At 43.7% G+C, this 23902-nt stretch carries 21 protein-coding genes; 6 read left to right on the top strand and 15 right to left on the bottom strand.

The annotated features are described in order from the left end of the window. Positions 1-80: 80 nt before the first annotated feature. From DC077_RS03225 to DC077_RS03205, 5 genes are all read right to left on the bottom strand, one after another. The gene (locus DC077_RS03225) at positions 81-3311 is read right to left on the bottom strand and encodes an efflux RND transporter permease subunit (protein ID WP_109200928.1); all 3231 of its coding nucleotides are present in this window, start codon (positions 3309-3311) and stop codon (positions 81-83) included. A 69-nt stretch (positions 3312-3380) separates the two neighbouring features. Beyond that, positions 3381-4586 carry an efflux RND transporter periplasmic adaptor subunit gene (locus DC077_RS03220; RefSeq protein ID WP_109200929.1) on the bottom strand — a complete coding sequence of 402 codons (1206 nt, stop codon included), beginning with the start codon at positions 4584-4586 and terminating at the stop codon, positions 3381-3383. 74 nt (positions 4587-4660) lie between these two features. Then, entirely contained in the window at positions 4661-5161 is a 501-nt protein-coding gene (locus DC077_RS03215) for a MarR family winged helix-turn-helix transcriptional regulator (protein WP_109200930.1), read from the bottom strand. Between the two features lie 157 nt (positions 5162-5318). Further along, a complete protein-coding gene (locus DC077_RS03210) occupies positions 5319-6347 on the bottom strand; it encodes a methionine synthase (protein ID WP_109200931.1) in 1029 nt (342 codons plus the stop codon). Between the two features lie 106 nt (positions 6348-6453). After that, a complete protein-coding gene (locus DC077_RS03205) occupies positions 6454-7434 on the bottom strand; it encodes a DUF1852 domain-containing protein (protein WP_109200932.1) in 981 nt (326 codons plus the stop codon). A gap of 394 nt (positions 7435-7828) precedes the next feature. On the opposite strand from DC077_RS03205, the gene DC077_RS03200 reads away from it, so the two are divergent. Next, complete coding sequence (locus DC077_RS03200; RefSeq protein WP_109200933.1) at positions 7829-8716, top strand: LysR family transcriptional regulator; 888 nt, start codon at positions 7829-7831, stop codon at positions 8714-8716. Positions 8717-8790: 74 nt separating this feature from the next. Here DC077_RS03200 and ccmB read toward each other — a convergent pair whose 3' ends face one another. The 9 genes from ccmB to ccmC form a co-directional block, all read right to left on the bottom strand. Beyond that, positions 8791-9462: a heme exporter protein CcmB gene (gene ccmB, locus DC077_RS03195; RefSeq protein ID WP_109200934.1), complete on the bottom strand. Its 672-nt coding sequence runs from the start codon at positions 9460-9462 to the stop codon at positions 8791-8793. Next, on the bottom strand, positions 9455-10096 hold the full coding sequence (gene ccmA, locus DC077_RS03190; RefSeq protein WP_109200935.1) for a cytochrome c biogenesis heme-transporting ATPase CcmA: 642 nt from the start codon (positions 10094-10096) through the stop codon (positions 9455-9457). The genes ccmB and ccmA overlap by 8 nt, the downstream gene beginning before the upstream one ends. A 4-nt stretch (positions 10097-10100) precedes the next feature. Next, positions 10101-11390 (bottom strand): c-type cytochrome biogenesis protein CcmI, encoded by a 1290-nt coding sequence (gene ccmI / locus DC077_RS03185; protein ID WP_109200936.1) that lies wholly within the window; start codon positions 11388-11390, stop codon positions 10101-10103. Position 11391: 1 nt separating this feature from the next. After that, entirely contained in the window at positions 11392-11868 is a 477-nt protein-coding gene (locus DC077_RS03180; protein ID WP_239990287.1) for a cytochrome c-type biogenesis protein, read from the bottom strand. Further along, a complete protein-coding gene (locus tag DC077_RS03175; protein ID WP_109200937.1) occupies positions 11868-12449 on the bottom strand; it encodes a DsbE family thiol:disulfide interchange protein in 582 nt (193 codons plus the stop codon). The genes DC077_RS03180 and DC077_RS03175 overlap by 1 nt, the downstream gene beginning before the upstream one ends. Positions 12450-12458: 9 nt before the next feature. Next, positions 12459-14429, bottom strand: coding sequence for a heme lyase CcmF/NrfE family subunit (locus tag DC077_RS03170; RefSeq protein WP_109200938.1), 1971 nt, complete (start codon positions 14427-14429; stop codon positions 12459-12461). A gap of 213 nt (positions 14430-14642) precedes the next feature. Further along, positions 14643-15095: a cytochrome c maturation protein CcmE gene (gene ccmE, locus DC077_RS03165; protein WP_109200939.1), complete on the bottom strand. Its 453-nt coding sequence runs from the start codon at positions 15093-15095 to the stop codon at positions 14643-14645. Between the two features lie 38 nt (positions 15096-15133). Further along, positions 15134-15292 carry a heme exporter protein CcmD gene (ccmD, locus tag DC077_RS03160; RefSeq protein WP_109200940.1) on the bottom strand — a complete coding sequence of 53 codons (159 nt, stop codon included), beginning with the start codon at positions 15290-15292 and terminating at the stop codon, positions 15134-15136. A 108-nt stretch (positions 15293-15400) separates the two neighbouring features. Next, positions 15401-16177, bottom strand: coding sequence for a heme ABC transporter permease CcmC (gene ccmC / locus DC077_RS03155; RefSeq protein ID WP_239990285.1), 777 nt, complete (start codon positions 16175-16177; stop codon positions 15401-15403). Positions 16178-16532: 355 nt separating this feature from the next. Here ccmC and DC077_RS03150 point away from each other — a divergent pair, with 355 nt between their 5' ends. From DC077_RS03150 to DC077_RS03135, 5 genes are all read left to right on the top strand, one after another. Continuing rightward, on the top strand, positions 16533-17654 hold the full coding sequence (locus tag DC077_RS03150) for an NAD(P) transhydrogenase subunit alpha (RefSeq protein WP_109200941.1): 1122 nt from the start codon (positions 16533-16535) through the stop codon (positions 17652-17654). 18 nt (positions 17655-17672) lie between these two features. Then, the gene (locus tag DC077_RS03145) at positions 17673-17966 is read left to right on the top strand and encodes an NAD(P) transhydrogenase subunit alpha part 2 (protein WP_094566589.1); all 294 of its coding nucleotides are present in this window, start codon (positions 17673-17675) and stop codon (positions 17964-17966) included. A gap of 3 nt (positions 17967-17969) precedes the next feature. Beyond that, positions 17970-19367 carry an NAD(P)(+) transhydrogenase (Re/Si-specific) subunit beta gene (locus tag DC077_RS03140; RefSeq protein ID WP_109200942.1) on the top strand — a complete coding sequence of 466 codons (1398 nt, stop codon included), beginning with the start codon at positions 17970-17972 and terminating at the stop codon, positions 19365-19367. 306 nt (positions 19368-19673) lie between these two features. Next, positions 19674-19853 carry a hypothetical protein gene (locus DC077_RS10620; RefSeq protein WP_133243397.1) on the top strand — a complete coding sequence of 60 codons (180 nt, stop codon included), beginning with the start codon at positions 19674-19676 and terminating at the stop codon, positions 19851-19853. A gap of 80 nt (positions 19854-19933) precedes the next feature. Next, entirely contained in the window at positions 19934-20815 is an 882-nt protein-coding gene (locus DC077_RS03135; RefSeq protein WP_109200943.1) for an acetamidase/formamidase family protein, read from the top strand. A 247-nt stretch (positions 20816-21062) separates the two neighbouring features. On the opposite strand, the gene polA is transcribed toward DC077_RS03135, so the two are convergent. Further along, complete coding sequence (polA, locus tag DC077_RS03130) at positions 21063-23819, bottom strand: DNA polymerase I (RefSeq protein ID WP_109200944.1); 2757 nt, start codon at positions 23817-23819, stop codon at positions 21063-21065. Positions 23820-23902: the final 83 nt, after the last annotated feature.

Here is a 23902-nt window from a genome sequence, read left to right as displayed (position 1 = left end):
CCGTCAAATCAATAAAAAAGGCTAGAAGATCAATCGATCCTCTAGCCTTTTAATCATTGCTTTCAGTGACTAACTTCTCCCTACTGCGCAGATGTATCTGCTACTTTTGGTTGATCGAGCGGCTGATCGAGCGATTTATCACCTGCCTCATCACGCTTCTTCTTATCACGATTGAGAAGAATATAGAAGACCGGCGTATAGAGAAGAACTAAGAGTGTTCCCCCAATCATTCCCCCAACAACAATTCGACCAACAACATTCTGCGCCCCGGCGCCGGCACCTGTTGAGAGCGCTAATGGCATAACACCAAAACCAAAGGCCAGTGAAGTCATTACAATTGGACGAAGTCGTTCTTGAGAGGCTCGAATTGTAGCATCGATCGTTGACATCCCTTCCCGAACAAGATCACGCGCGAACTCAACAATCAAAATCGCATTCTTAGAGGTCAACCCGATTGTTGTTAATAACCCTACTTGGAAATAGACATCATTCTCAATCCCAAAGAGTCTTGCTGTCACTACCGAGCCAACTACACCGACCGGAATTGTTAATAGCACCGAGATTGGAACCTTCCATGACTCATAGAGCGCCGCCAAGCTTAAGAAGATGACAAAGACAGAAACCAAGAGCAACATCACTTGAGAGTTCCCTGCCTCCTGCTCTTCATAAGAGGTATCGGTCCACGCTACATTGATCCCTTGAGGGAGATGTTCTCTCACCAAAGCTTCAATCGCATCCATCGCTTCCCCGGTACTCTTGCCTGATGCTGCACTAATCGATAAAGGGAAAGAGGCAAATCCATCAAAACGGTTGAGCTGAGGAGGACCATAAGACCAGCGACCTTTCGCAAATGCACTAAATGGCACCATCTCACCCTTCGCATTTCGAACATACCAGCGATTGAAATCATCCGGCATCATGCGATAAGGCGCATCCGCTTTCACTTGAACATGCTTAACACGGCCACGATCGATAAAGTCATTAACATACATCCCCCCCCATGCGATAGAGAGCGCTGTATTGATATCACCAACCGATACCTGCAATGCTTGGGCCTTCTCACGATCAATATCAACATGATATTGCGCCGTATCAAATTGCCCACCGGGACGTAAAGTCGCGATATCAAGATCCGGTGAAGTGGCCGCTAAACCGATAAACTTCATTACCGAGTTCATTAAAGTATCATGCCCTAATCCGATTGTATCTTGAAGCTGGAAGCTAACTCCGGTGGCCGTTCCTAACTCAATAATCGGCGGCGGACTGAAGACAAAGATCTGCGCTTCTGGAATAGTGGTGAAGAATTTCTGAAGGCGATCCACTAATGCTGGAATCGATTCAGAAGCAGATTCACGATCAGCCCAAGGACGCAACTTCACGAAGAACATCCCCTGTTCACTACCTTGCCCTGAGAAGCTAAATCCAGCGACGGTCATAACTGACTCTACCGTCTGCTGCTCCTCTTTGATCAGGTAATCTGCAATCACTTCAAGAGGAATCTCTGTCTGATTGAGCGAGGTACCATTAGGATTGATCGTCATACCAATTAAGATCCCCTGATCCTCATCAGGCAAGAAGCTCTTTGGCAACTTCATAAATTGATATCCAATTGCTCCTAACCCAACAATAAGAAGAACAACAAAGATAATCGGATGCTTCAATACTTTCGCAATCGTTTTAGTATAGGTATCACTCACCTTATCAAAGCCGATATTGAAATATTTAACCGCCAATCCTATAACATGATTGAAGGGAGCAAAAATTTTCTGGAAAAAGCGACCGAGCGCTGTTTTAGGAACATGATGCTCTTTATGATCACGTAATAAGGTGGCACACATTGCCGGTGTAAAGATAATCGCAACAATTACAGAGAGAAGCATCGCCGTAATAATTGTGACGGAAAATTGTCGATAGATAACCCCCGTTGCCCCGCCTAAGAAGGCCATCGGCACAAATACCGCCGAGAGAACAACCCCGATCCCGATCAAGGCACCTGTAATCTGATCCATAGAACGACGAGTCGCTTCGAGAGGGGAGACCTTCTCCTCCTCCATAATACGCTCCACATTCTCAACAACAACGATCGCATCATCCACAAGCAGACCGATCGCCAATACTAACGCAAAGAGCGTTAATGTATTGAGGTTAAACCCTAAAAGATCGAGAATTAACATTGTCCCCGCTAAAACGTAGGGGATCGCCAACATCGGAATAATGGTTGCACGAATATTTTTAAGGAAGAAGAAGACAACCACAAAAACAAGAATAATCGCATCGATCAGCGTCTCTTCAACACTTGCTACCGAATACTCAACGAAAGGTGTTGTATCGTAAGGGAAGGTGTAAGCTAATCCTGAAGGGAAATCGACAGAGATCTTCTCTAAATACTTTTTCACCGATGTTGCCGTATCAAGCGCATTAGCACCTGACGCAAGACTAACCGCCAAACCGGCTGCCGGCGAGTTATTATACTTGACCGCCACCGCTTCCGATTCTGGAGAGAGCTCCACACGCGCCACATCGGAGAGAAGAACCTCACTACCATCTTCATTAACCCGTAGCTGAATAGCTTTAAACTCCTCAGGACTCTGTAGAAGAGATTGTGAGGTGACCGTATAGCTGATCAATTGATCCTGTACTGCCGGCATCGCTCCTAAAGCACCTAATGTTGCTTGTGAGTTCTGCTCTTTAATCGCAGCGACAACATCTGTCGGGGTCATATTGTACTTATAGAGTTTGATCGGATCGAGCCAGATATTCATCGCATAACTAGAACCGAAGAACTGAATCTCACCCACCCCTTCAATTCGACTCATCTGATCTTCAAGTGTCGAAGAGATATAGTCGCCAATATCCCCCGATGACATTGTGCCATCAGGTGAGTAGAAGCCGACAACTAAAAGGAAAGAGCCACTTGTTTTAGCAATGGTCACCCCCTGTTGTTGTACCGCTTGGGGTAATTTACTCAATGATTGTTGAATCTTATTTTGCACCTGTACTTGGGCAAGATCTGGATCAACGCCTTGGTTGAATGTCACAGTAATTTGGAATGTCCCTGAACTTGAGCTTGCCGAGTTCATATAGCGATAACCATCTAAACCACTAATGCTCTGCTCAATAACTTGAGTAACACTCTCTTCAACCGTCTGTGCACTCGCTCCTGGATAGACCCCGGAGATACTAATCTGCGGTGGGGCAATAGGAGGATATTGCGATACAGCCATGTTTCGTACCACTAAGAGGCCGATAAACATCGTTAAGATCGCAAGAACCCATGCAAATATGGGTCGGTCTATAAAAAATCGTGCCATAACAATTATTTAATCCTTTATTGTGTGATGATCATTTAATAAACACGCATTAAACTAATCGATAAGAGTTTACTGCAGCGTATTATCATCAGGAATAACCTCAACTTTTACCGGTTGTCCACCACTTCGCTGAATAGCTGATTGCACCGATTGTAAGCCTTTCACAACAACACGCTCACCTTCATTGAGCCCTTTAGCAATCACCCAATCTTGCTCATACGAACGTGAGATCTCTACCGGGCGAATATGAGCAATATTCTCCTCATCAATCACAACCACTGTACTAACGCCCCCTGGGCCTTGTGTCACTGCCTTTTGAGAGACGACTAACGCTCCCTCTTCAATCCCTTGCTGGACAACAGTACGAACAAACATCCCCGGAAGGAGACTGCCATCATTTTCAAATTGCGCTTGAAGGAAGATCGATCCCGTTGTCGGATCAACAGTTAAGTCAGAAAACTTGATATATCCTACTTTATCGTAGAGTGAACCATCTTCAAGATAGATTCGAACAAGATGGCCATCTTCCCACTCACCGGTCTCAAGATTTTCCACTTTTGTCGGCGTATAGACACCGCTCATAATCTTCTTACGCACAGCGGCATACTCAGCAGAGGAGTAGGTGATATTGACCTTCATCGGATTGAGAACCTGAATCACCGCCATCTCATTGATCTGTCCCGGTGAGACTAATGCCCCTTGGGTAAAGTTCGTCCGCCCAATTTGACCTGAGATGGGGGCTTCCATCTGTGTATAATCAAGATTGATTTTCGCATTTGTCACTTGTGCTTCTGCCCCTAAAACCTCAGCATTTGCCTGCATCAATGCCGCATTTGCATCATCGACATCCTGCTGACTGACGGCTTTCGATTTCTTTAAGGCATTTAAACGATCCGCTCTTAGACGCGCCGCATTCTGATTCGCCTTCGCCCGCTCTAAAGTTGCTTCCGCTTGAAGGAGGCTCGCCTTATAGGTTGCCGGATCGATCTGATAGAGTTGATCCCCTTCATTCACAAAGCTCCCCTCAGTAAAGTTAACCGAAAGAATAATCCCCCCAACCTGTGGGCGAACCTCAGCAATAACTGAGGCCTCAGTTCTACCGGGAAGCTCTGTCTCTACGGTGATATTTTTACGCTCAACCTCTTGGACAACCGCTTGCGGCACCATCATCATCGGAGCGGATTGATGCTCCTCGGAGCAGGCTGCTACCAATAGAGCAAGTCCGATACTTCCTGCAATATTTCGAATATATTTAAAATGATTTCGCTTTCTCATCTTATCTCTCATCTATGCCAAATTAATAGTTTAAGAAGTAATAATCTGTCCTATCGAGCTAGGCTTCTTCTCTATTACTCAATTTTTGTTTCTTGCTCTCTTCGCTTTAAACTGACGATATTTAACGCCTCATCTAATACCCTAATAGAGGCCAAAAATTGCTCTGCTTGCTCTACCCCGACAATGTTAGCAACATCTGCTAACCATTGACCATAAACCTTAGTTCTTAAGTTTTGATAATAAGCCGCCCCTTCAACTGTAACCTGATAGAGGGGAGAGCGCTTATTATGGGGATTGTCGATAGCTTCAATATAGCCATTTTCTAATAATAATGAGATCTGTCGCTGAACTGCTTGCCGGGATGTGGAACGAAGCTGTGCAATTTGTGGAACCGTTAATGGTTCCGGTTCACAATGGATAATAGATAAAATTGTCCAGCAAGAGTGAGTAATATCACTCTCTGCCTCCGTTAATAGATCTTCACTAATCCGATGCAGCTTTGACAAAAGGGTAAATATCTCTTGGAACATCGAAACAAAGAGCTGTTTCTGTTCAAAATGGTGATTTGTAGTCATGATCTCTCTTTTAGAAAGAATTAAAACGGTAGGCTAAATAGTAAGTCTTGACAACAATGTTGTCAATATTTTTCCAACTTAAAAATAAAGAGGAGCGAAAGAGTTTTCATACTCTCTCCACTCCTCTTCTGAGTTATTTTAAGTTTTTCAGAGATCGCTATTGAGTCAACTCTTGACGAACAATCTCTGCACCGGCACTCAATGCTCGTAATTTACCGTTAGCCACAGTGCGAGATAACGGGGTCATGCCACAGTTTGTACTAGGATAGAGCTTATCAGCATCAACAAACTGTAATGCTCTTCTTAAGGTCTCTGCGACCTCCTCTGCCGTTTCAATCTGATTCGTCGCTACATCAATTGCGCCGACCATCACCTTCTTCCCACGAATAAGCTCAATAAGATCCATTGGCACATGGGAGTTTTGACACTCAAGCGAGATAATATCGATCTTCGATTGCTGTAGTTTAGGAAAAGACTCCTCATATTGACGCCACTCTGAGCCGAGCGTCTTCTTCCAATCTGTATTGGCTTTAATACCATAACCATAACAGATATGGACTGCGGTCTCACACTTCAAGCCCTCAATCGCCCGCTCTAAAGTAGCAATGCCCCAATCGTTCACTTCATCAAAGAAGACATTAAATGCCGGCTCATCAAATTGGATGATATCAACTCCGGCCGCCTCTAGCTCTTTTGCTTCTTGATTAAGAATTTTAGCAAACTCCCAAGCGAGCTTCTCACGGCTCTTATAGTAATCATCATAGAGGGTATCGATCATAGTCATCGGCCCTGGCAATGCCCATTTGATCGGCTTTTTTGTATGTTTTCGCAAAAATTTAGCATCCTCTACAAACACAGGACGCTCTCGCGATACCGCATCAAAAACAGTTGGAACACTGGCATCATAACGATCACGAATGCGGACAGTCTCCCGCTTTTCAAAATCGACGCCGGTCAGATGTTCAATAAAAGTGGTGACAAAGTGTTGCCGCGTCTGTTCGCCATCGCTGACGATATCGATACCGGCAGCTTCCTGCTCTATTAAAGAGAGTAAAAGCGCATCTCGCTTAGCTTGCTGCAAAGCTTCCCCCTCTAATTTCCAAGGTGACCAGAGCTTCTCTGGCTCTGCAATCCAAGAGGGTTTAGGTAGACTGCCGGCAGTTGAGGTTGGTAGCAATTTTTTCATTTCAATTATCCCTATTTAATCTTTGTTATCGTTCTTGTTGTGATTGTTGTCGCACTTTATGATGATTCTTAATAATCATCTCTTCTCTTTTTTCTATTTATCGGAGTTACAATAACTCAACCTTCTCTGCCCAATCCTCTAAAATCTGCTGATAAGGCTTGATAAAATCCGCTTCAGTAAAGAGCCCTTGCTCTACAGCAAGACGATTACGCTCCTCACGATCATAAATTATCTGTGTTGATGAGAAATCTTGATTATTTAAGCTCGGCTGATAGATTGCACTTGCCGGTGCATTTCCGTTATAGATCTCCGGGCGATAGATCTTTTGAAAAGTCTCCATCGTACTGATAGTGCCAATCAACTCAAGATTACTATAATCATTCAAAAGATCTCCCGAGAAGTAGAAAGCTAAAGGCGCAACACTCCCTTTAGGCATAAAGTAGCGGACCTCTAACCCCATTTTAGCGAAATATTGGTCCGTTAAAGAGCGCTCACCCTGCTGATACTCCACCCCTAAAATAGGATGCTCATTATCAGTACGAGTGTAGGTTCTGCTCCCGGCAACACTTAGACAGATCACCGGCGCTTTACTAAAGTTTTGTCGATAGAGATCAGACTGTAAAAAGTATTGGAAAAGCTTGCCATGCAATTCGCCAAATTGATCAGGAAGAGAGAACTCCGCACGATCTCGATTATGATTTAATAAAAGAACGCTAAAATCATAATCTCGCACATAGGAGGAGAAGTTATTCCCCACAATCCCTTCAATTCGCTTACCTGTCTTATGATCGATTATTATGGTCTGCAAGATCTCAATCATCGGAAATTGTCTTCCATCTCCCTTAATATCGATATCGACAGAGATAATCTCCACCTCAACCGTATAGCGATCTCCCTTAGGATTATCCCAATTTGCTAAGCTATTGAAGCGGTTATTGATCATATTCAAGGTATTACGCAGATTCTCTTGGCGACTCTCACCGCGCGCTAAATTGGCAAAGTTTGTCGTTAAACGAGTATCATTCGATGGCTCATAATGCTCATCAAAGTTGATTCGTCTAATATTAAAGGTAAATGCTTGTGACATGATTTCTCCTGACTCTCAATAGCAGTAAATGGTTTATATCGGGGATAAGTGGGAGGTTGATGCGCTTGGTAGAACCCTCTTTGCTATTATCATTTTTAAAGGGTTAGCGAGATCGATTGTCTCTCGGGCGGCATCAGTAACTGAGAATCATTGTAGAAAGATCAATAAATGAAGTAAAATGATCATATTTCAATAATCGATGAATTTTACTCATAATTCAATTGCGTGATTCAATTACAAGATTTAATTGCGTGATTTAACTTCTAAGTTCAATAGAGGGATTAATTGTGGAGAATCTTAAAGTTAGATTCATCATGTAACTCATGACAAGATTCACCCTTAAGCTTCTGAAAATCAGAATCAGCCAACACTTAAGAAGAGATTACTTAAAACGATGTTAGAACGAATTCACCTTACCATTGTGCAGCAGGTTGAAAAGCAGGGCTCATTAACGGCAGCGGCAAAAGCCCTTCATCTTTCACAATCAGCACTTAGCCATAGTATTCGAAAATTAGAGCAACGATTAGGCATTGAAATCTGGCGCCGGGAGGGACGACATCTGGAGTTGACTCAATCAGGCGCTTATCTTCTCTCTATCGCCCATCGGGTTTTACCACAGTTAGCGCTTGCTGAAGAGCGGCTACAACAATTTGCGCAAGGGGAACGGGGCGCACTGCGGATCGGTATGGAGTGCCATCCTTGCTATCAATGGCTTCTCAAGGTAATCGCTCCCTACCTCAATGCCTGGCCCGATGTGGATGTGGATGTTAAACAGAAGTTTCAATTTGGCGGAATTGGCGCCCTACTCGGCTATGAGATCGATCTCCTGGTAACGCCTGATCCTCTCTATAAGCCTAACTTACAATTTGATCCCGTCTTCGCTTATGAGCAAGTGTTAGTGGTGGCAGAAGATCACTCCTTAGCTAAGGTCTCCTTTGCAACGCCGAAAGATCTAATTGAAGAGACCTTAATTAGCTATCCTGTCGATATTGGCCGGCTCGATATCTATAATCAATTTCTCTTACCCGCAGGTATTACGCCTAGGCGTCATAAAACAATCGAAACAACCGATATTATGTTACAGATGGTGGCAAGTGGCCGTGGTGTTGCTGCACTTCCTCGTTGGTTAATTGAAGAGTATCAGGATCGCTTACCGATCACCCCAATACGATTAGGAGAAAAGGGAATTGCCAAACAGATCTTTTTAGGCTCAAGAATCACTGATCAAAAAGTTGATTATATGGAGGCATTTATAGCGCTAGCCCGGCAATCACCTCGATAGTGATTCCCAACTCTCTAAGAAAGCATGCGAAGAGTACAAATCTACTCAGGCTCCACAGATCGAACAGGGCAAATCTAATCTAAGCTCATCTTAATCGCAAAAGCAGTCACTATCGGAGTGATAATTAGAGCTGCTAGATCTGCGCCGATCAGAATCAACATCAAACTATTGAGAGAATGCCCTTCTTGGAGCCGTGAAATTAGCTGCACACCCACCAATAAAATGGGGACATAGAGCGGCAAAATAATAATACTCAGCAGAAGACCTGCTTGGCGCAGACCAACTAACAGAGCAACACACATCGCCCCCACAAAGCTTAAAAGTGGTGTTCCTACCAAGAGAATCAGCGCTACCATCATGGACTCTGCTAAGGTAAAGCCCAACATTACCGCTAAAATAGGGGAGAAAATCACCAAGGGAAGCCCTGTCACTAGCCAGTGAGCAATGATTTTTCCAAGGATAATACTATAGAGAGGGGCACCACTGATCGCCATCTGCTCAAGCGAGCCATCATCAAAATCATTTTTAAAGATTCGATCAAGGACAAGAATAGTGGATAGCAATGCCGCAATCCAGAGAATCGCCGGCGCGGCAGTTTTTAGTAATTTTTGATTCTCCAAGCCTAACCCTAATGGAAAGAGGGAGATAATAATTAAAAAGAAGATAAGCGGCATAAAGATCTCCGAGCGATTACGCATCGCAACCCGGATATCTCGCATAATAATATCGATGACGACACTAAGCATGGGCTTGATACCTCTCGATCACTAATGTTTTAGAGACCACATCTTCTGCTGGTGCTTGATGGGAAGTGAAGATAATTCCCCCGCCACACTGATAATGGGATTTCATCTTCTCCTCTAATAACGCAATTGAATCGATATCGAGGGCGGTAAAAGGCTCATCTAAGATCCAGATTGCACTCTCTTCAAGCCAGAGTCGTGCTAACGCAACACGCCGTTTCTGACCCGCCGAAAAGTAACGAATTGGTCGCTCCTCCATTGGCAAGCCTAAAAGTGCAAAGACCTCTAAAATCTTCTCTCGGGCAATACGTTTTCCTCGTAACTTTAAGAGAAATGTTAAATTCTCTATCGCCGTTAAATCAAGATTAAGACTCAACTGATGACCGATGTAGGAGATCTCTTTCGAATAGTGATGAAGCAACTCTCGCCGCTCAATTTGATCGAGATAGATATCCCCCTGATAACGCTGGCTAATACCGGCAATCACACGTAACGAGGTGGTTTTACCAGCACCATTGCGCCCTTTGATATAGAGAGACTCCCCATTTGTTAAACTGAACGAGAAGGGTTGAAAGATCGGTCGATAGTTTCGTGTGACACTGAGAGCTTCCACCTCTAATAGAAAGGGCGCTACCATAGATCTACTCCACAATATGGTCTAAAAGAAGATTGATTCCCTGATTAAGATCAGGCACTGCCACAGCGGTCGACTCAATATCACCTGCAGAGGTGATCGGATCCCCATTGAGGCTAATCTTTGCAGATGCGCTTAAATCATACTTTGTCGCTAATGATGCGGCTCCCGGTATTAAGAGATCTTGATCCCCTATTGTTATCGTCAATGGGAATGATTCGATCGCTGCAATCGGAATTCGCTTCGCCGCTAAAGGTGGTCCTACCGGCTGATCTCGAAGATAGATAAAGAGAACGGCTTCATCTGGAAGATCATTCACCACTGCCTCTGAAAGCGTAATTGTTACAGGAAGTGTTACCGCGTTAGCAGCTGCCGGAGGGAGATTCGCACCACTTCCGGTTAATGTCTCAATCATAGCTAAGATAACCTGGCGATTCTCTGAATCTTCAGGGTAGAGATCCGCTAAGATCGAGAAGAAATGCATCGCTTTATCTACCTTCTGGTTCTCAAAGAGAACAGTACCGTAGTAGAGCAGAAGGCTCTCATTGGTCGCATTATTTAAGACAAATTGATCAAAGAGCGCTTCTAAACGATTATCGAGTTGATAATTATTCTTCGCTAATTGAATATTGAGAAGCGTGTAGTAAGTATTGTCATTCGATGGATCGAGACGATATAGATCGAGATAACTCTTCTCAGCTAATCCTAACTGATCCATATTGAGATAGATCTTCCCTAAAAGATTGAGCTCTTTAGGATCGGTATGATGATCGCGTGAACTCATTAAGTTGAGTGCCGCTAATGTTCCTAATAGATTCTGCTGTAACGGCTCAGGGGGATTAAGATCCATCAAATTGCTCTCTCGCTGGAGATCTTCAATTGTTGTCGCAGCTAACCACTCTTTTACATAAGGTAATGCTGCCGCTCGTTGTGTATCGAGATTCTTAGCATCATCAGAATAGCCGTCAACCCAGAAGTAGAGCGCCGAAAAACTGATAATCGCCCCACTAAAAAGAAAGGTGATCCCCTTGAGTGCCGGAGTTAAGGGGCGATCTTTATGAGCAACAGCCAAAAGATCCTTTGCAAGCTCAATTTTTGTTGCTTCATAGCTCTCTTTATCGATCTTCCCACGGGCTAAATCATCATCGAGTGTCTCTGTTTCATCGATATATTTATCCCGATAAACCTCTTTAAGCCGTGAATACTTTCCTGCACTCTTGCCCCATAGAGCAAAGCCAATAAAGAGGAGCGAGATCAGGATGAAAAGGAGTGTGTATGTTATACCTAGTGCCGTCATGTTAGTTATCTTTTCTCGTCAATATTTCGTCTAATCGTGCCTGATCTTCTGCTGTTAACTCTGGTGTTGCCGTCTCTGCTATCACAGCCGGTTTACGGCGCTTTGCGAAAAAGACTAATACTAAAATCAGTAGCAGCAGGACAAAAGGGCTAAACCAGAGCAACCACGTTACCGGTTTAACCGGAGGGTTATACATCACAAAGTCACCATAACGCTCAACCATAAAGTTAATAATCTGCGCATCGGCCTGACCATCGATAATCATGTCATAGGTTAAATCACGCATATCTTGCGCAAGAGGAGCATCTGAATCAGCAATATTCTGATTTTGACACTTCGGACAGCGTAATTCACGAGTTAGACTCTGAAAGCGGCGCTCATCGACAGGATTATTAAACTCATAGAGATTAACTGAAGCAAAACTCGCTCCTGATGTAAGCAGTAGAACCAATGTGATGATTGAAAATAGATATCTCACTACTGATCTCCCTTCGTCTGATCTGTTTGAGCCTGATCACCATGATGCTCTTTAAAGCTCGATTCATAGATCGCTTTGAGCTCATTATTCCATAGGTCAACTGTCATCTCGCCCACATGGCGATAGACAATCACATTATCTGCATCTAAAAAGTAGGTCTCCGGTGCGCCATAGACGCCCAGATTAAGGCCGATTTTGCCACTCTCATCAGCAATCGTGAAGAGATAAGGGTTACCTAAATCTCGCAACCATTGATAAGCTAATTGTGGATCATCTTTATAATCGATACCATAGATCGGTACACCTGTTGCACCAATCTCCTTGAGTGCTTCATGCTCTGCCTCACATGTTGGACACCAAGTTGCCCAGATATTGAGAAGCGCAGGACCTTGAATATCTTCATCAGTCAAAATTCGCGCTTGCGCCCCTGGTGCGGCTACCTCATAAGCACTAAATGCAGGAAGTGGCTTTCCCTTCAATGCCGAAGGGAGGTAGCTTGCATCATTCTCTAAACTCATAAAGAGAAACGTTAAAAAGCCCACCACAACAACGACAATACCGGCAATAATTGCTCTTAACATCGATCCCTCCTATTGAACTAATTCTATATTATCTGTCGATTGAAGCTGCTTTCGTCCAATGCGATAGCGTCGATCTAGCATCGAAAGAAGTGCTGCGATCGAGATAATGATACCACCCAGCCAGATCCAGCGAACAAAAGGTTTTACATAGAGTCGAATCGCCCATGCATTCTCAGCACGTTCTTCAGCCATTGCTACATAGAGATCATCGAGAAGTGAGGGACGCAATGCAACTTCACTAATCGGCATTCCACTAACGGTATAAGTTCTCTTCTCTGGATACATCATCCGTAGCGGTTTACCATTTTGATAAACCTGAATAACCCCTTTTGTTCCGATATAGTTAGAACCTCGAACCTCTTCTAACTCTAGCAGTTCAAATCCATACTCTCTTACCTGAACAGTCTCACCGACTCGAACTAAACGATCCTGCTCATCACTATAATGGGAGGTGAGGGTAATCCCTACAATTGTCACAATAAGCCCTAAGTGACCCAGATTCATCCCCCAACGAGAGAGCGATTGCGCTTTTAATGCTTGGAAGAAATTATCATTCTTGCGACCATTGAGCTTAATCTCAAAGAGAATTCCAAAGAAGACCCAGTAACTTAAGATAAGGCTAATAACAACTAGAGGATCAAATTGTCCGGCATAGAGATAACTACTGCCCACTCCAAAAATAAGAGCGAGAAGCGCCATAATGCTCAAAGGCTTTTTAATGCGCGAGAAAGAATCTTGCTTAAAGCGAAGAAGCGGGGTAAAGCCTAAAACAACTAGTAAAAGAAGTGAGATCGGAACAAGATACTCATTGAAATACCCCTCACCGACTGAGATCTTCCCAATCTGTAAGATATCAACAATCAGCGGATAGAGCGTTCCTAAAACAACAACAAAGCAGGCCACTGAGAGGAAGATATTATTAAAGAGAATTCCTGACTCTTTCGATACCAAGCTAAGATGTGACTCTTGACGAATCTTATAAGATCTAAAGAGCAATAATAGGAAGGCAAAGAGAGTGATAATTGCTAAAAGGAAGAGGATAAATTGCCCTCTAGAAGGATCCGCTGCAAAGGAGTGAACTGAAGTTAACACTCCAGAACGAACAAGGAAGGTTCCTAACACACTTAAACAGAAAGTTAAGATTGCAATAATCACTGTCCAGAGAGTAAATGCTTTACGCTTTTCAGTCGCAGCTAAGGAGTGAAGGAGCGCTGCACCTAAAATCCAAGGGATCAATGAAGCATTTTCAACTGGATCCCAGAACCACCAGCCGCCCCAACCTAGCTCATAGTAGGCCCACCAGCTTCCCACCGTGATTCCTAATGTTAAAAATCCCCACGCCGCTAAAGCCCAAGGACGAACCCATCTCACTGAGAGCCGATCAATATGGCCAGTGAGCAAAATGGCACACATAAAGGCATAAGGAACAGCAAAACCGACATATCCCATATAGAGAAGTGGCGGGTGAATAATTAAGCCGACATCTTGGAGCAGAGGATTAAGATCTCGCCCATCATAGAGATCGAGCGTTAAGTTTCGTGCAAAGGGATCTGAGGTGAAGATTAAAAAGGCGATAAAACCAACGGTAATCCCCCCTAAGACAGCCAATGTTGCTGATGAGAGCTCTAAAGGCATCTTCCGAGTGTAGAAGACAACCGCTAACATCCAGAGTGTTAAAGTTAAGACCCAGAGCAACATCGAGCCTTCATGTCCACCCCAAATCGCGGTGATTTTATAGATCCCCGGCAATTTTGTATTCGAGTTTTGAAAGACGTAGGAGAAGCTAAAATCACTCACCCAAAAGAGGTGCCCTAAATAGACAAAAGAGAAGGCAACAAGCACAAAAAGCCATATGGTTAATGGCCTTGCGCTATACATCAATTGTGGATTACGAAATTTGATACCGACGAGCGGTAAGATAAAGAGTGCTATAGAAACACCGAGCGCAATATAGAGCGCGAGCTGACCCAACGGAAGCATAGTTTTTATTAATCCTTACTTATTAATTCTATAGAGCTATAAAGCGATAGAGCTTTTGATTCTAATGGAGTGTTGAGTTAAATCGGTCATCAAAGAGATCATCAAACTAATCATCTGTATCACGACCGACTTTCAGTGACGGCGCTTTTTTTATCAGTACCGCTAACGTGAGTACCATTCACTCAACCTCTCTTAATACTCGATCTCTCTCAATTAGATATCTTTCTCTTTAAATCGATGACCTTGTGACTCTAAAGTAGCTGCAACCTCAGGTGGCATATACTCTTCATCATGCTTTGCTAAAATTTCATCGGCCACAAACTGATTCCCTTCAACAAGAACCCCTTTTGCAATGATCCCCTGCCCTTCACGGAAAAGATCTGGCAAAATCCCATCATAAGCGACAATAATCTGTTCTGATGAGCCATCTACAAGCGCAAACTCAACTGCTAAGGTATCGGCACCTTTATGGAGCGATCCCGGCACAACTAAGCCTCCGACACGAATTGTCTTCTCTAAAGGTGCTTCACCATTGTGAACCTGCTCTGGTGAATAGTAGAGATTGAGATTATCGCGTGATGCAAACATTGCAAAACCGATAATTAAGAATGCAGCAATAATTACTGCAATGACCACATAGAGACGCTGTTTCTGCCTCGGAGACATGATGCTCCCCTGCTTCCTTCTATTAAGCTGCTGACCCATTACTCTAATCCCTCCGCTTTCATTGCTCGTTTTAAATTTCGCCCTTCTGCCATCAATGAGACAATGAGCCCTAATAGACAAATTGTGACAAAAGCATAGCAACTCCATACATATACTGTATGTTTGCCCATATCAAATAGACTTAAAAACTCAGCCATTTATTTATAACCCCAACTTTTAATTTAATTCTACTTCATTTTTAAGTTGTCCCGACCATCCCCTCAAGATCGATATTCCTTTCGTACGATATTCCCTACAATGTATCATCACTGCCGGGTATACGCCTGCAATAACTGCTCTTTATAGATCAGATGAGTACTCTTTAATAAAATATAACCGACCGTAAAAAGTAGATAAGCGATCAACATCAACATTAACGGTTTAAACATTGCAGGATCTAAACTCGGTCCGCCTGAAGCAAAGAGGGTGCTCTTCTGATGCAGTGTTGCAAAGAGATAGACCGAAGCTTTAATAATCGGCACAATCACAACACCGATCACCGCTAAAATCGAGATCCCCATATTCGCCTTTTCACGATCTTCAAAAGCGCTATCGAGCCCGATATAACCTAGATAGAGGAAAAAGAGAATCAAGACCGAGGTCAATCGCACATCCCAAACCCACCAGGTTCCCCAAGTCGGTGCTCCCCAAATTGCGCCCGTCACTAGCGTGATCAAGGTATAGACAGCACCTAAAACTGCCGTCGCCCGAGCAATAACGGGGAAGAGTTTAATTCGGAAGATAAGATACATCACGCTCATAAAGGCAATAAACATATAGAGCCCTGATGAGAGAATAGCTGCCGGCACATGGATATACATGATCCGAACGGTATCTCCCTGCTGATAATCTCGGGGAGAATCAAATAATCCATAATAGAGTCCTACCGCTGCAAATAGCGCACTTAAGAGAAATGCCCACGGGATAATTCTCTTTGCTAGGCGTATAAAGTATTTGTAGCTGATGAGGCGTTTAAAGAAGATAAATCGTGGCTTCTTACTCTCTTTTGGAGCAGGTTTTTTCAATTGATCGTTATTGGTCACAGGTAACCCTTTATCCAAGAATTTATTCTAAGATCTCTCATTTTAAGGGAAACAGTATAGCAAATCCTAAATTATCGGCACCAAAAGAAAGTGAAAAATAGACAAAAACAGCATCGATGACAAGAGATAGCCTCTATCTCAGTTAGATAGCGAAAATAACCTCTCTTTCCTGCTGTCGATACAATGATCTTTACCGAAACTCATGTTACTATAAAAAAATGACATGTTCTTTTAGACATCACTATTCTATATACATTCCATATACATTCTATATACATGTATTCAACTCATATAGATGTGTTCATATACATATGTTTCATATGCATGAAATAAACATGAAGGGAGCAGTTAAAAAATGATTAAAACCATCATTCTCCTCAAAGAGTCAGGTTCACTCGAAAAGCGTGTAGCACTCGACCCTAAAAATTGTGAGCGCCTCGTCAAGGCGGGCTTTAAGGTTATCGTGACACCTGATGCCGGCATCAATGCCTACTTTAGCAATAATGCTTATGAGCAGGCAGGCGCAGTTGTAGAGTCACCTACCTTTGATGAGAAGGCGATTATTCTCTCGATCAATGCCCCAACAAAGACCTTGACTCAGAAATTTAAGGCGGGCTCTCTCTCAATTTCCCTCCTTGATCCCTACCGCAATCTCTCTCTTGTAGAGCTTCTTGCAAAACAGGGTGTTGATGCATTAGCTCTTGAATTTATCCCACGTATCACTCGTGCGCAAAGTATGGATGTACTCTCCTCTCAAGCCACTATTTCAGGCTATCAAAGTGTCCTCATCGGTGCGGATCTTTCACCGCGATTCTTCCCTATGCTCACCACCGCTGCCGGCACCATTCGCCCAGCTAAAGTCTTGGTAATTGGCGCAGGCGTCGCCGGTCTACAAGCAATTGCAACTGCAAGAAGGTTAGGAGCTCAGGTTGAAGCTTACGATATTCGCCCTGATGCAAAAGAGCAGGTAGAGTCTCTCGGCGCTAAATTGGTCGATACAGGAGTTAATGCCGCTGGCGAAGGGGGCTATGCTCGTGAGTTAACCGAAGAGGAACGCGCACAACAAGCAGCAGCTCTTGCAAAACATGTTAAAGAAGCACATGTCGTAATTACTACTGCCGCTATCCCGGGGAAAAGAGCACCTATTATCGTGACGAAAGAGATGGTGGAATCGATGCTTCCCGGAGCCGTCATTGTTGATATGGCTGCAGAGACGGGCGGTAACTGTGAATTAACCAAAGTGGGCGAAACCATTAAGGTAGGAGAAGTGATTATTACAGGACCACGCAACCTACCTTCAACTGTTGCGATTCATGCATCAGAGATGTTCTCACAAAATATCTATAATCTGATCGCACCCTTTATTACTGAAGATGGATTTAGTCTCAATCTAGAAGATGAAGTGATCAAAGATTCTCTCATTACCCATGAGGGTAAGATTATCTCTGATCGTATTAGCAGCCTTATTTCAGCTTAATTGCTCAAGGAGATTTTTATGATAACAGGATTTGCAGCGCTCTATATTGTGGTGCTTTCCGCTATTTTAGGATTTGAAGTCATCTCTCGGGTTCCTGCAATTTTACATACCCCATTGATGTCTGGCTCCAACTTTATTCACGGAATTATTCTTGTCGGGGCCATGATTGCACTTGGCCATGCGGATGGTTTCTTCCAAACATCACTCGCCTTTATCGCGGTTGTCTTTGGTGCGATCAATGCGGTAGGTGGCTACTATGTCACCGATCGAATGTTGGAAATGTTCAAATCTAATAAACAAGAGGAGAAATAACAGATGGGATCTCTCTTAGTTAATATTGGCTATTTTATTGCCGCCATTGTCTTTATCTACTCGCTTAAGAGTATGAGTCACCCCTCTACGGCACGCAAAGGAATTCACTATGGTGGATTAGCGATGGTATTAGCCGTAGTGATTACCATCTTCCATCCGGCAATTACTCATCATGCCTTTCTTACCAATCTTCTCTTGATTGTGATCGCTATCGGCATCGGGTTTGTTATTGCTAAACGCTCAGCACTCAAAGTTGAGATGACCGATATGCCCCAGATGATCGCAATCTACAATGGTGTCGGCGGTGGTGCAGCAGCAATTATCGGTGCTATTGCACTTCTACAGATCGGTATGCCGGATGCAAATGATAGCTCTAGAACCTTGCTTCTTGCCGCATTAGGGGGCTTTATTGGTGCCGTCTCTTTTACCGGTTCGATTGTTGCTTGGGCAAAGCTCGATGGTCGTATGACCTCCACAATTCGCTATAAAAATCGCAATATCGTCAACCTATTTCTCTTCGGTTTTGCACTACTCTTAGCGATTCTCCTTGCTTCTGAGCCAGCGCCGCACTACTTTATGCTCTTTCTATTCTTTGCATTCACCTTAGCATTAGGGGTCTTAATTGCGATCCCTATCGGGGGTGCAGATATGCCGGTGATTATCTCGCTCTTTAATGCTTTAACCGGTATTGCCGTCGCCTTTGAGGGGATTGCGCTTGATAATGGTGGATTGATCATTGCCGGAACCGTTGTTGGTGCCGCAGGAACGTTATTAACACTTCTGATGGCAAAAGCGATGAATCGCTCTTTGAGCAATGTCCTCTTCTCTAACTTTGGCGAAAGCAAAAGTGAAGCGGGAGATATTGAAGGCTCCATGACCGAAAGTGATGCGGCTAATGCGGCGATGACAATGGCATATGCTGATCGCGTTATTATCGTTCCCGGTTATGGTTTAGCGGCAGCACAAGCTCAACATAAAGTTGCTGAACTTGTGAAGATCTTAGAATCACGTGGCGTAGATGTGCGTTTTGCAATTCACCCAGTAGCCGGAAGAATGCCAGGGCATATGAATGTGCTTTTAGCAGAGTCAGGAATCCCTTATGAGAGCATCTTCGATCTCGATGAGATCAATGATGAGTTCAAAGATACCGACGTCGTTCTCGTCATTGGGGCGAATGATGTTGTTAACCCGGTGGCTCGTACCGACAAATCAAGCCCAATCTACGGCATGCCAATTCTTAATGCGGATCAAGCAAAACAGGTATTTGTCATTAAACGTGGACAAGGTTCTGGCTTCTCAGGGATTGAGAACCATCTCTTCTATCTCGACAATACCGACATGGTCTATGGAGATGCTCAGAAGGTTGTCAACGAAATGATTACAACGCTTAAATCACTCTAATGAGGACTGACAACTAAAATCTTAGATAAATCTTAGATCAAGGTAAGATTCAAGATAAGATTCAACTAAAGCACTAATCGATTTAACTGATTAGTGCTTTTTTATTGTCCCTCTATTACCTCCCTATAGCCCGCCTTACCACACGCACCTTAGTGCTCTTCTTATTGATCTTCTTATTGCCACTTTTTATTATTTCTCCCATCCCCCACCTCATTAGCCACTCCATTATCCCTCGTACTTAGCACCGGCAACGCTATCTGTTACCTACCGTTATCCACAGCTCAATCTATGACACAGAGATCGCTCATGATGCTAAAGCAGGTAACATGGGGATCTTCAGACCATCGCCCAAATGTTCTTAAAGAATCCACAGAGTTATCCACAACCTACTTATGGAAAAGAGAGCCTTTATGGTTCTACACAGCTTCTCCCAATAGTTATCCTCAAAGTTATCCACAGACTCCTCGCTTCTTTCCACACTTCTAGATAAATCTTGCTATATTGAGAAGAACGCTTATCGTTTATCGCTTACCGATAGTTTATTGAGAGATTGAGGAGGAGAGATCATGAAACAACTCTGCAGCAATGATGCAACCATCTACGCTTTTGACAAAAACAACACCCCCAAATTGAGTATTAAACCTGGCGAAAAAGTCAAAATCATCACCAAAGATTGCTTTAGTAATCAAGTTGATGAGGAGAATCGTTTAGCGGATATCAATTGGAATCAGATTAATCCCGCTACCGGCCCTATCTTTATTGAAGGCGCAGAGGCTGGTGATATCTTAAAAGTGACCATCCACTCAATCACATTGGCAGATCAGGGTGTCTGTGCTGTCGGCCCGGGCTTTGGATTAGTCCCGCTCCCCCAGATGACCCAAAAAATTATCCCCATTGAAGAGCAACAGCTCCACTTTAGTGATGAGATTGTCCTGCCACTGACGCCGATGATTGGCGTGATAGGGGTTGCACCTGATGGAGATCCTATCTCTACAGGAACGCCGGCTGAGCATGGTGGTAATATGGATACAAAGCTGATCAAAGAGGGCGCGACACTCTATCTTCCTATCTTTGTTGATGGAGCGCTTTTTGCCTTAGGAGATCTTCATGCCGCAATGGGAGATGGTGAGATTGGAGGTTCTGGCCTTGAAATTGCCGGGGAGGTGGTTGTAACTCTCGATCTTATTAAGGAGCAAACCTTAACACATCCCGTTGTTGAGAATGAGGGGAGCTTTGCCTTTTTGGTTTCACGTAAAACAATTGATGATGCTTTAACTGAAGCGACCCATCTTGGCGTCCAAAAATTAGCAGAACAGCTCAATATCTCCCTTGAAGAGGCCACGATGCTCGGGAGTATCGCTTGTGATGTCGAAATTAGTCAATTGGTCGACCCACAACTTACCGCTCGATTTGTAATCCCAAAACGATTATTGCCGGCACTCTTTTAAAGAGTCCTCAACTACAATTGCGCTCCTCAAATCGATCATCATCAACGATTTGATCTTTTCTACTCCTTACACATATGGTGAGCGCAAGGAGTAAAAATGAGCATAAAAATGGGGTAAAAACATGTTTTTACCCCATCTCTCTTCTGTCTCAAATCTCAATAGCGATCTAGATCTTAAATCCTTAGACCACTAAACTTGAATGACTTAAATGACAGCTACCTGTCAATTATCAGTTATAAAATCACCATTAACTAGCCGTCTCATCCCAGTTTTTACCGCTACCGACCTCAACAATCAAGGGTACATCCAGTTTAAGGACATCAGTCATTGCGTCAACTAACAACGCTCGAACCTCTTCCATCTGCGCAATAGGCGCTTCCAAAATTAATTCATCATGTACCTGAAGTAGCATCTTGGCGGTCAAGTGGGAATTTTCTGCTAAAGAACGATCCACTTTTAACATGGCAAGCTTAATAATATCAGCCGCAGTCCCTTGAAGAGGCGCATTAATCGCTACCCGCTCTGCCCCCGATCGCGCAATGGCATTACTACTATGAATACCAGGAAGATAGAGCCTACGTCCAAGCGCGGTCTCTACATATCCATGTTTCTTCGCCTTCTCTTTTGCCTCTTCCATATAATTTAACACCCCAGTATAGCGACTAAAATAGAGGCTGATATACTCTTGTGCCTGTGTACGAGAGATCCCTAATTGCTTTGCTAAACCAAACGCGCCCATCCCATAAATCAGACCAAAGTTAATCGCTTTAGCGGCTCGTCGTTCTTCCCCGGTAACCTTCTCTAAAGGAATACCAAATACCTCCGCCGCAGTAGCTGCGTGGATATCCTTCCCCTCATTAAATGCTCTCAACATTGTCTCATCTTGGGAGAAATGTGCCATCAACCGCAACTCAATCTGCGAATAGTCAGCCGCTAATAACAAAGAGCCCTCTTTCGCAATAAAAGCTTCGCGAATACGGCGCCCCTCTTTTGTTCGAATTGGGATATTTTGTAAGTTTGGATTAGAGGAGGAGAGGCGCCCAGTACTTGTTTGTGCTTGATTAAAAGAGGTATGGACACGACCGGTTTCAGAATTGATCTCCGCCACTAATGAGTCGGTATAAGTTGAGCGAAGCTTCGAAAACTCCCGATACTCTATAATAATTTTGGGCAGTGGGTAATCTTCTGCCAATTTCTGTAACACATCTTCTGCTGTAGAAGGCGCGCCTTTAGGGGTCTTCTTAATAACCGGCAAGCCCAATTTCTCAAAGAGAATCTCCCCTACCTGCTTTGAAGAGCTCATATTAAACTCTTCTCCCGCTAGCTCATAGGCCTTTGTTTCAAGTTCTGAGAGATTCTCACCAAATTCAGCACTTAACTGCTCTAGATGCGCAGCATCTACCAAAATCCCCTCATGCTCCATCTTAGCAAGCACCGAAATTAAGGGAACTTCCATCTCTTGATAGACCTTATATTGAGTTGCTTCAGAGCGTAGACGAGGCAGAATACTCCGTTGAAGTTGAAGCGTAATATCAGCATCCTCACAAGCATAGAAACTCGCTGTCTCAATATCGATCTCATCAAAACGTTTTTGTGATCGTCCTTTACCAGCAATCTCCTCAAAAGGAGTGGTTTTAAATCCTAAATAGAGTTCTGCTAAAGCATCCATATTGTGACGATTGCCAGTGGGATCATAGATATAGCTCGCAAGCATAGTATCATCAACAATACCTCGCAACTCAACACCCTGTCGCCTTAAGATATGCCAATCAAATTTAATATTTTGTCCAACTTTCGGAATCTTCTCATCCTCTAAAATAGGCTTTAGACGCGCCATCACAGCATCAATTGCTAATGGATTCTCAAGACCAGCCTGTTTAAAGGGAATATAGATCGCATCCCCCGGCGCCACTGAGAGGGAGATTCCAACAAGATTAGAACGCATAAACTCCAATCCATCAGTCTCTGTATCTAAAGCAAGAAGTGAAGCGCTCGGAATCAGCGTTAAATAGCGCTCAAGATCATTTAGATCAGTAATTGTTTGGTAGAGACGCTTAGCCGGCAAGGAGGGATTGATCCAATGTGCCGCAAGTTCAACTTGATCACTTGCTACCGATTGAGCAACAGGCGGTACGAAGCTCTCTCCCCCATCGGCTTTATCGAGTTCTAAGAGCAATTGGCGGAATCCAAAATCTTGGTAGACCTCTCTAAGACGCTCAATAAAAGGGGGATTCGGTGTTAAATCCTCTACTTTAACGGGTAACGGCGCCTCTAATAAGAGTGTGGTTAACGTTTTAGAGAGATCCAAGAGGTCGAGATTCTCACGTAATCGCTCCCCCACCTTCCCCTTAATCTTCTCTGCATTTTCAACAATGGCATCTAAATCACCCCACTCATGAATCCATTTTGCAGCTGTTTTAGGTCCAACCCCCTGAATGCCGGGAATATTATCGGCACTATCCCCCATTAAAGCTAAATAATCTCGTACCTGCTCGGGATAGACGCCATACTTCTCATAAATTTCAGCACGACCTAACATCTCATTTTTCATGCCGTCATACATTGTAATAACGCCATCTTCTACCAATTGTGCAAGATCCTTATCGCTCGAAGCGATAATGGTGCGTAAACCTTTCGCCTTTGCTTCAACCGCTAAAGTTGCGATGACATCATCTGCTTCAATACCGGGAATCGAAATACGGGGAAATCCCATAAGATCGATAATTTCATATAGGGGTTCAATTTGTGCTCGCAGATCTTCCGGCATTGGAGGACGATGCGCCTTATAATCTTCAAAAAGATCATTTCGAAAACTTTTACCACTTGCATCAAAAACAACACCGAGATAGTCGGGCTTAAATTCTCGTACTAACTTCTCAAACATACTAATCACCCCTCGAATTGCACCTGTTGGTCGCCCATCGGGGCTTTTCAATGGAGGGAGCGCATGAAATGCACGAAAAAGAAAGTTAGAACCATCAACGACTAAAAATGTTTTTGACATGGGTAGAATTAAACCTTTTGATTAATCTATGCTGCAATAGTAAGCGATCGATAAAACGCGCTATAAGATTATTAATATGACCC

This window comes from Ignatzschineria cameli (assembly GCF_003121895.1).
GTDB lineage: Bacteria > Pseudomonadota > Gammaproteobacteria > Cardiobacteriales > Wohlfahrtiimonadaceae > Ignatzschineria > Ignatzschineria cameli.
The sequence above is the reverse complement of the archived record's forward strand: the minus strand, read 5'-3'. Positions and strand labels throughout refer to the sequence as shown.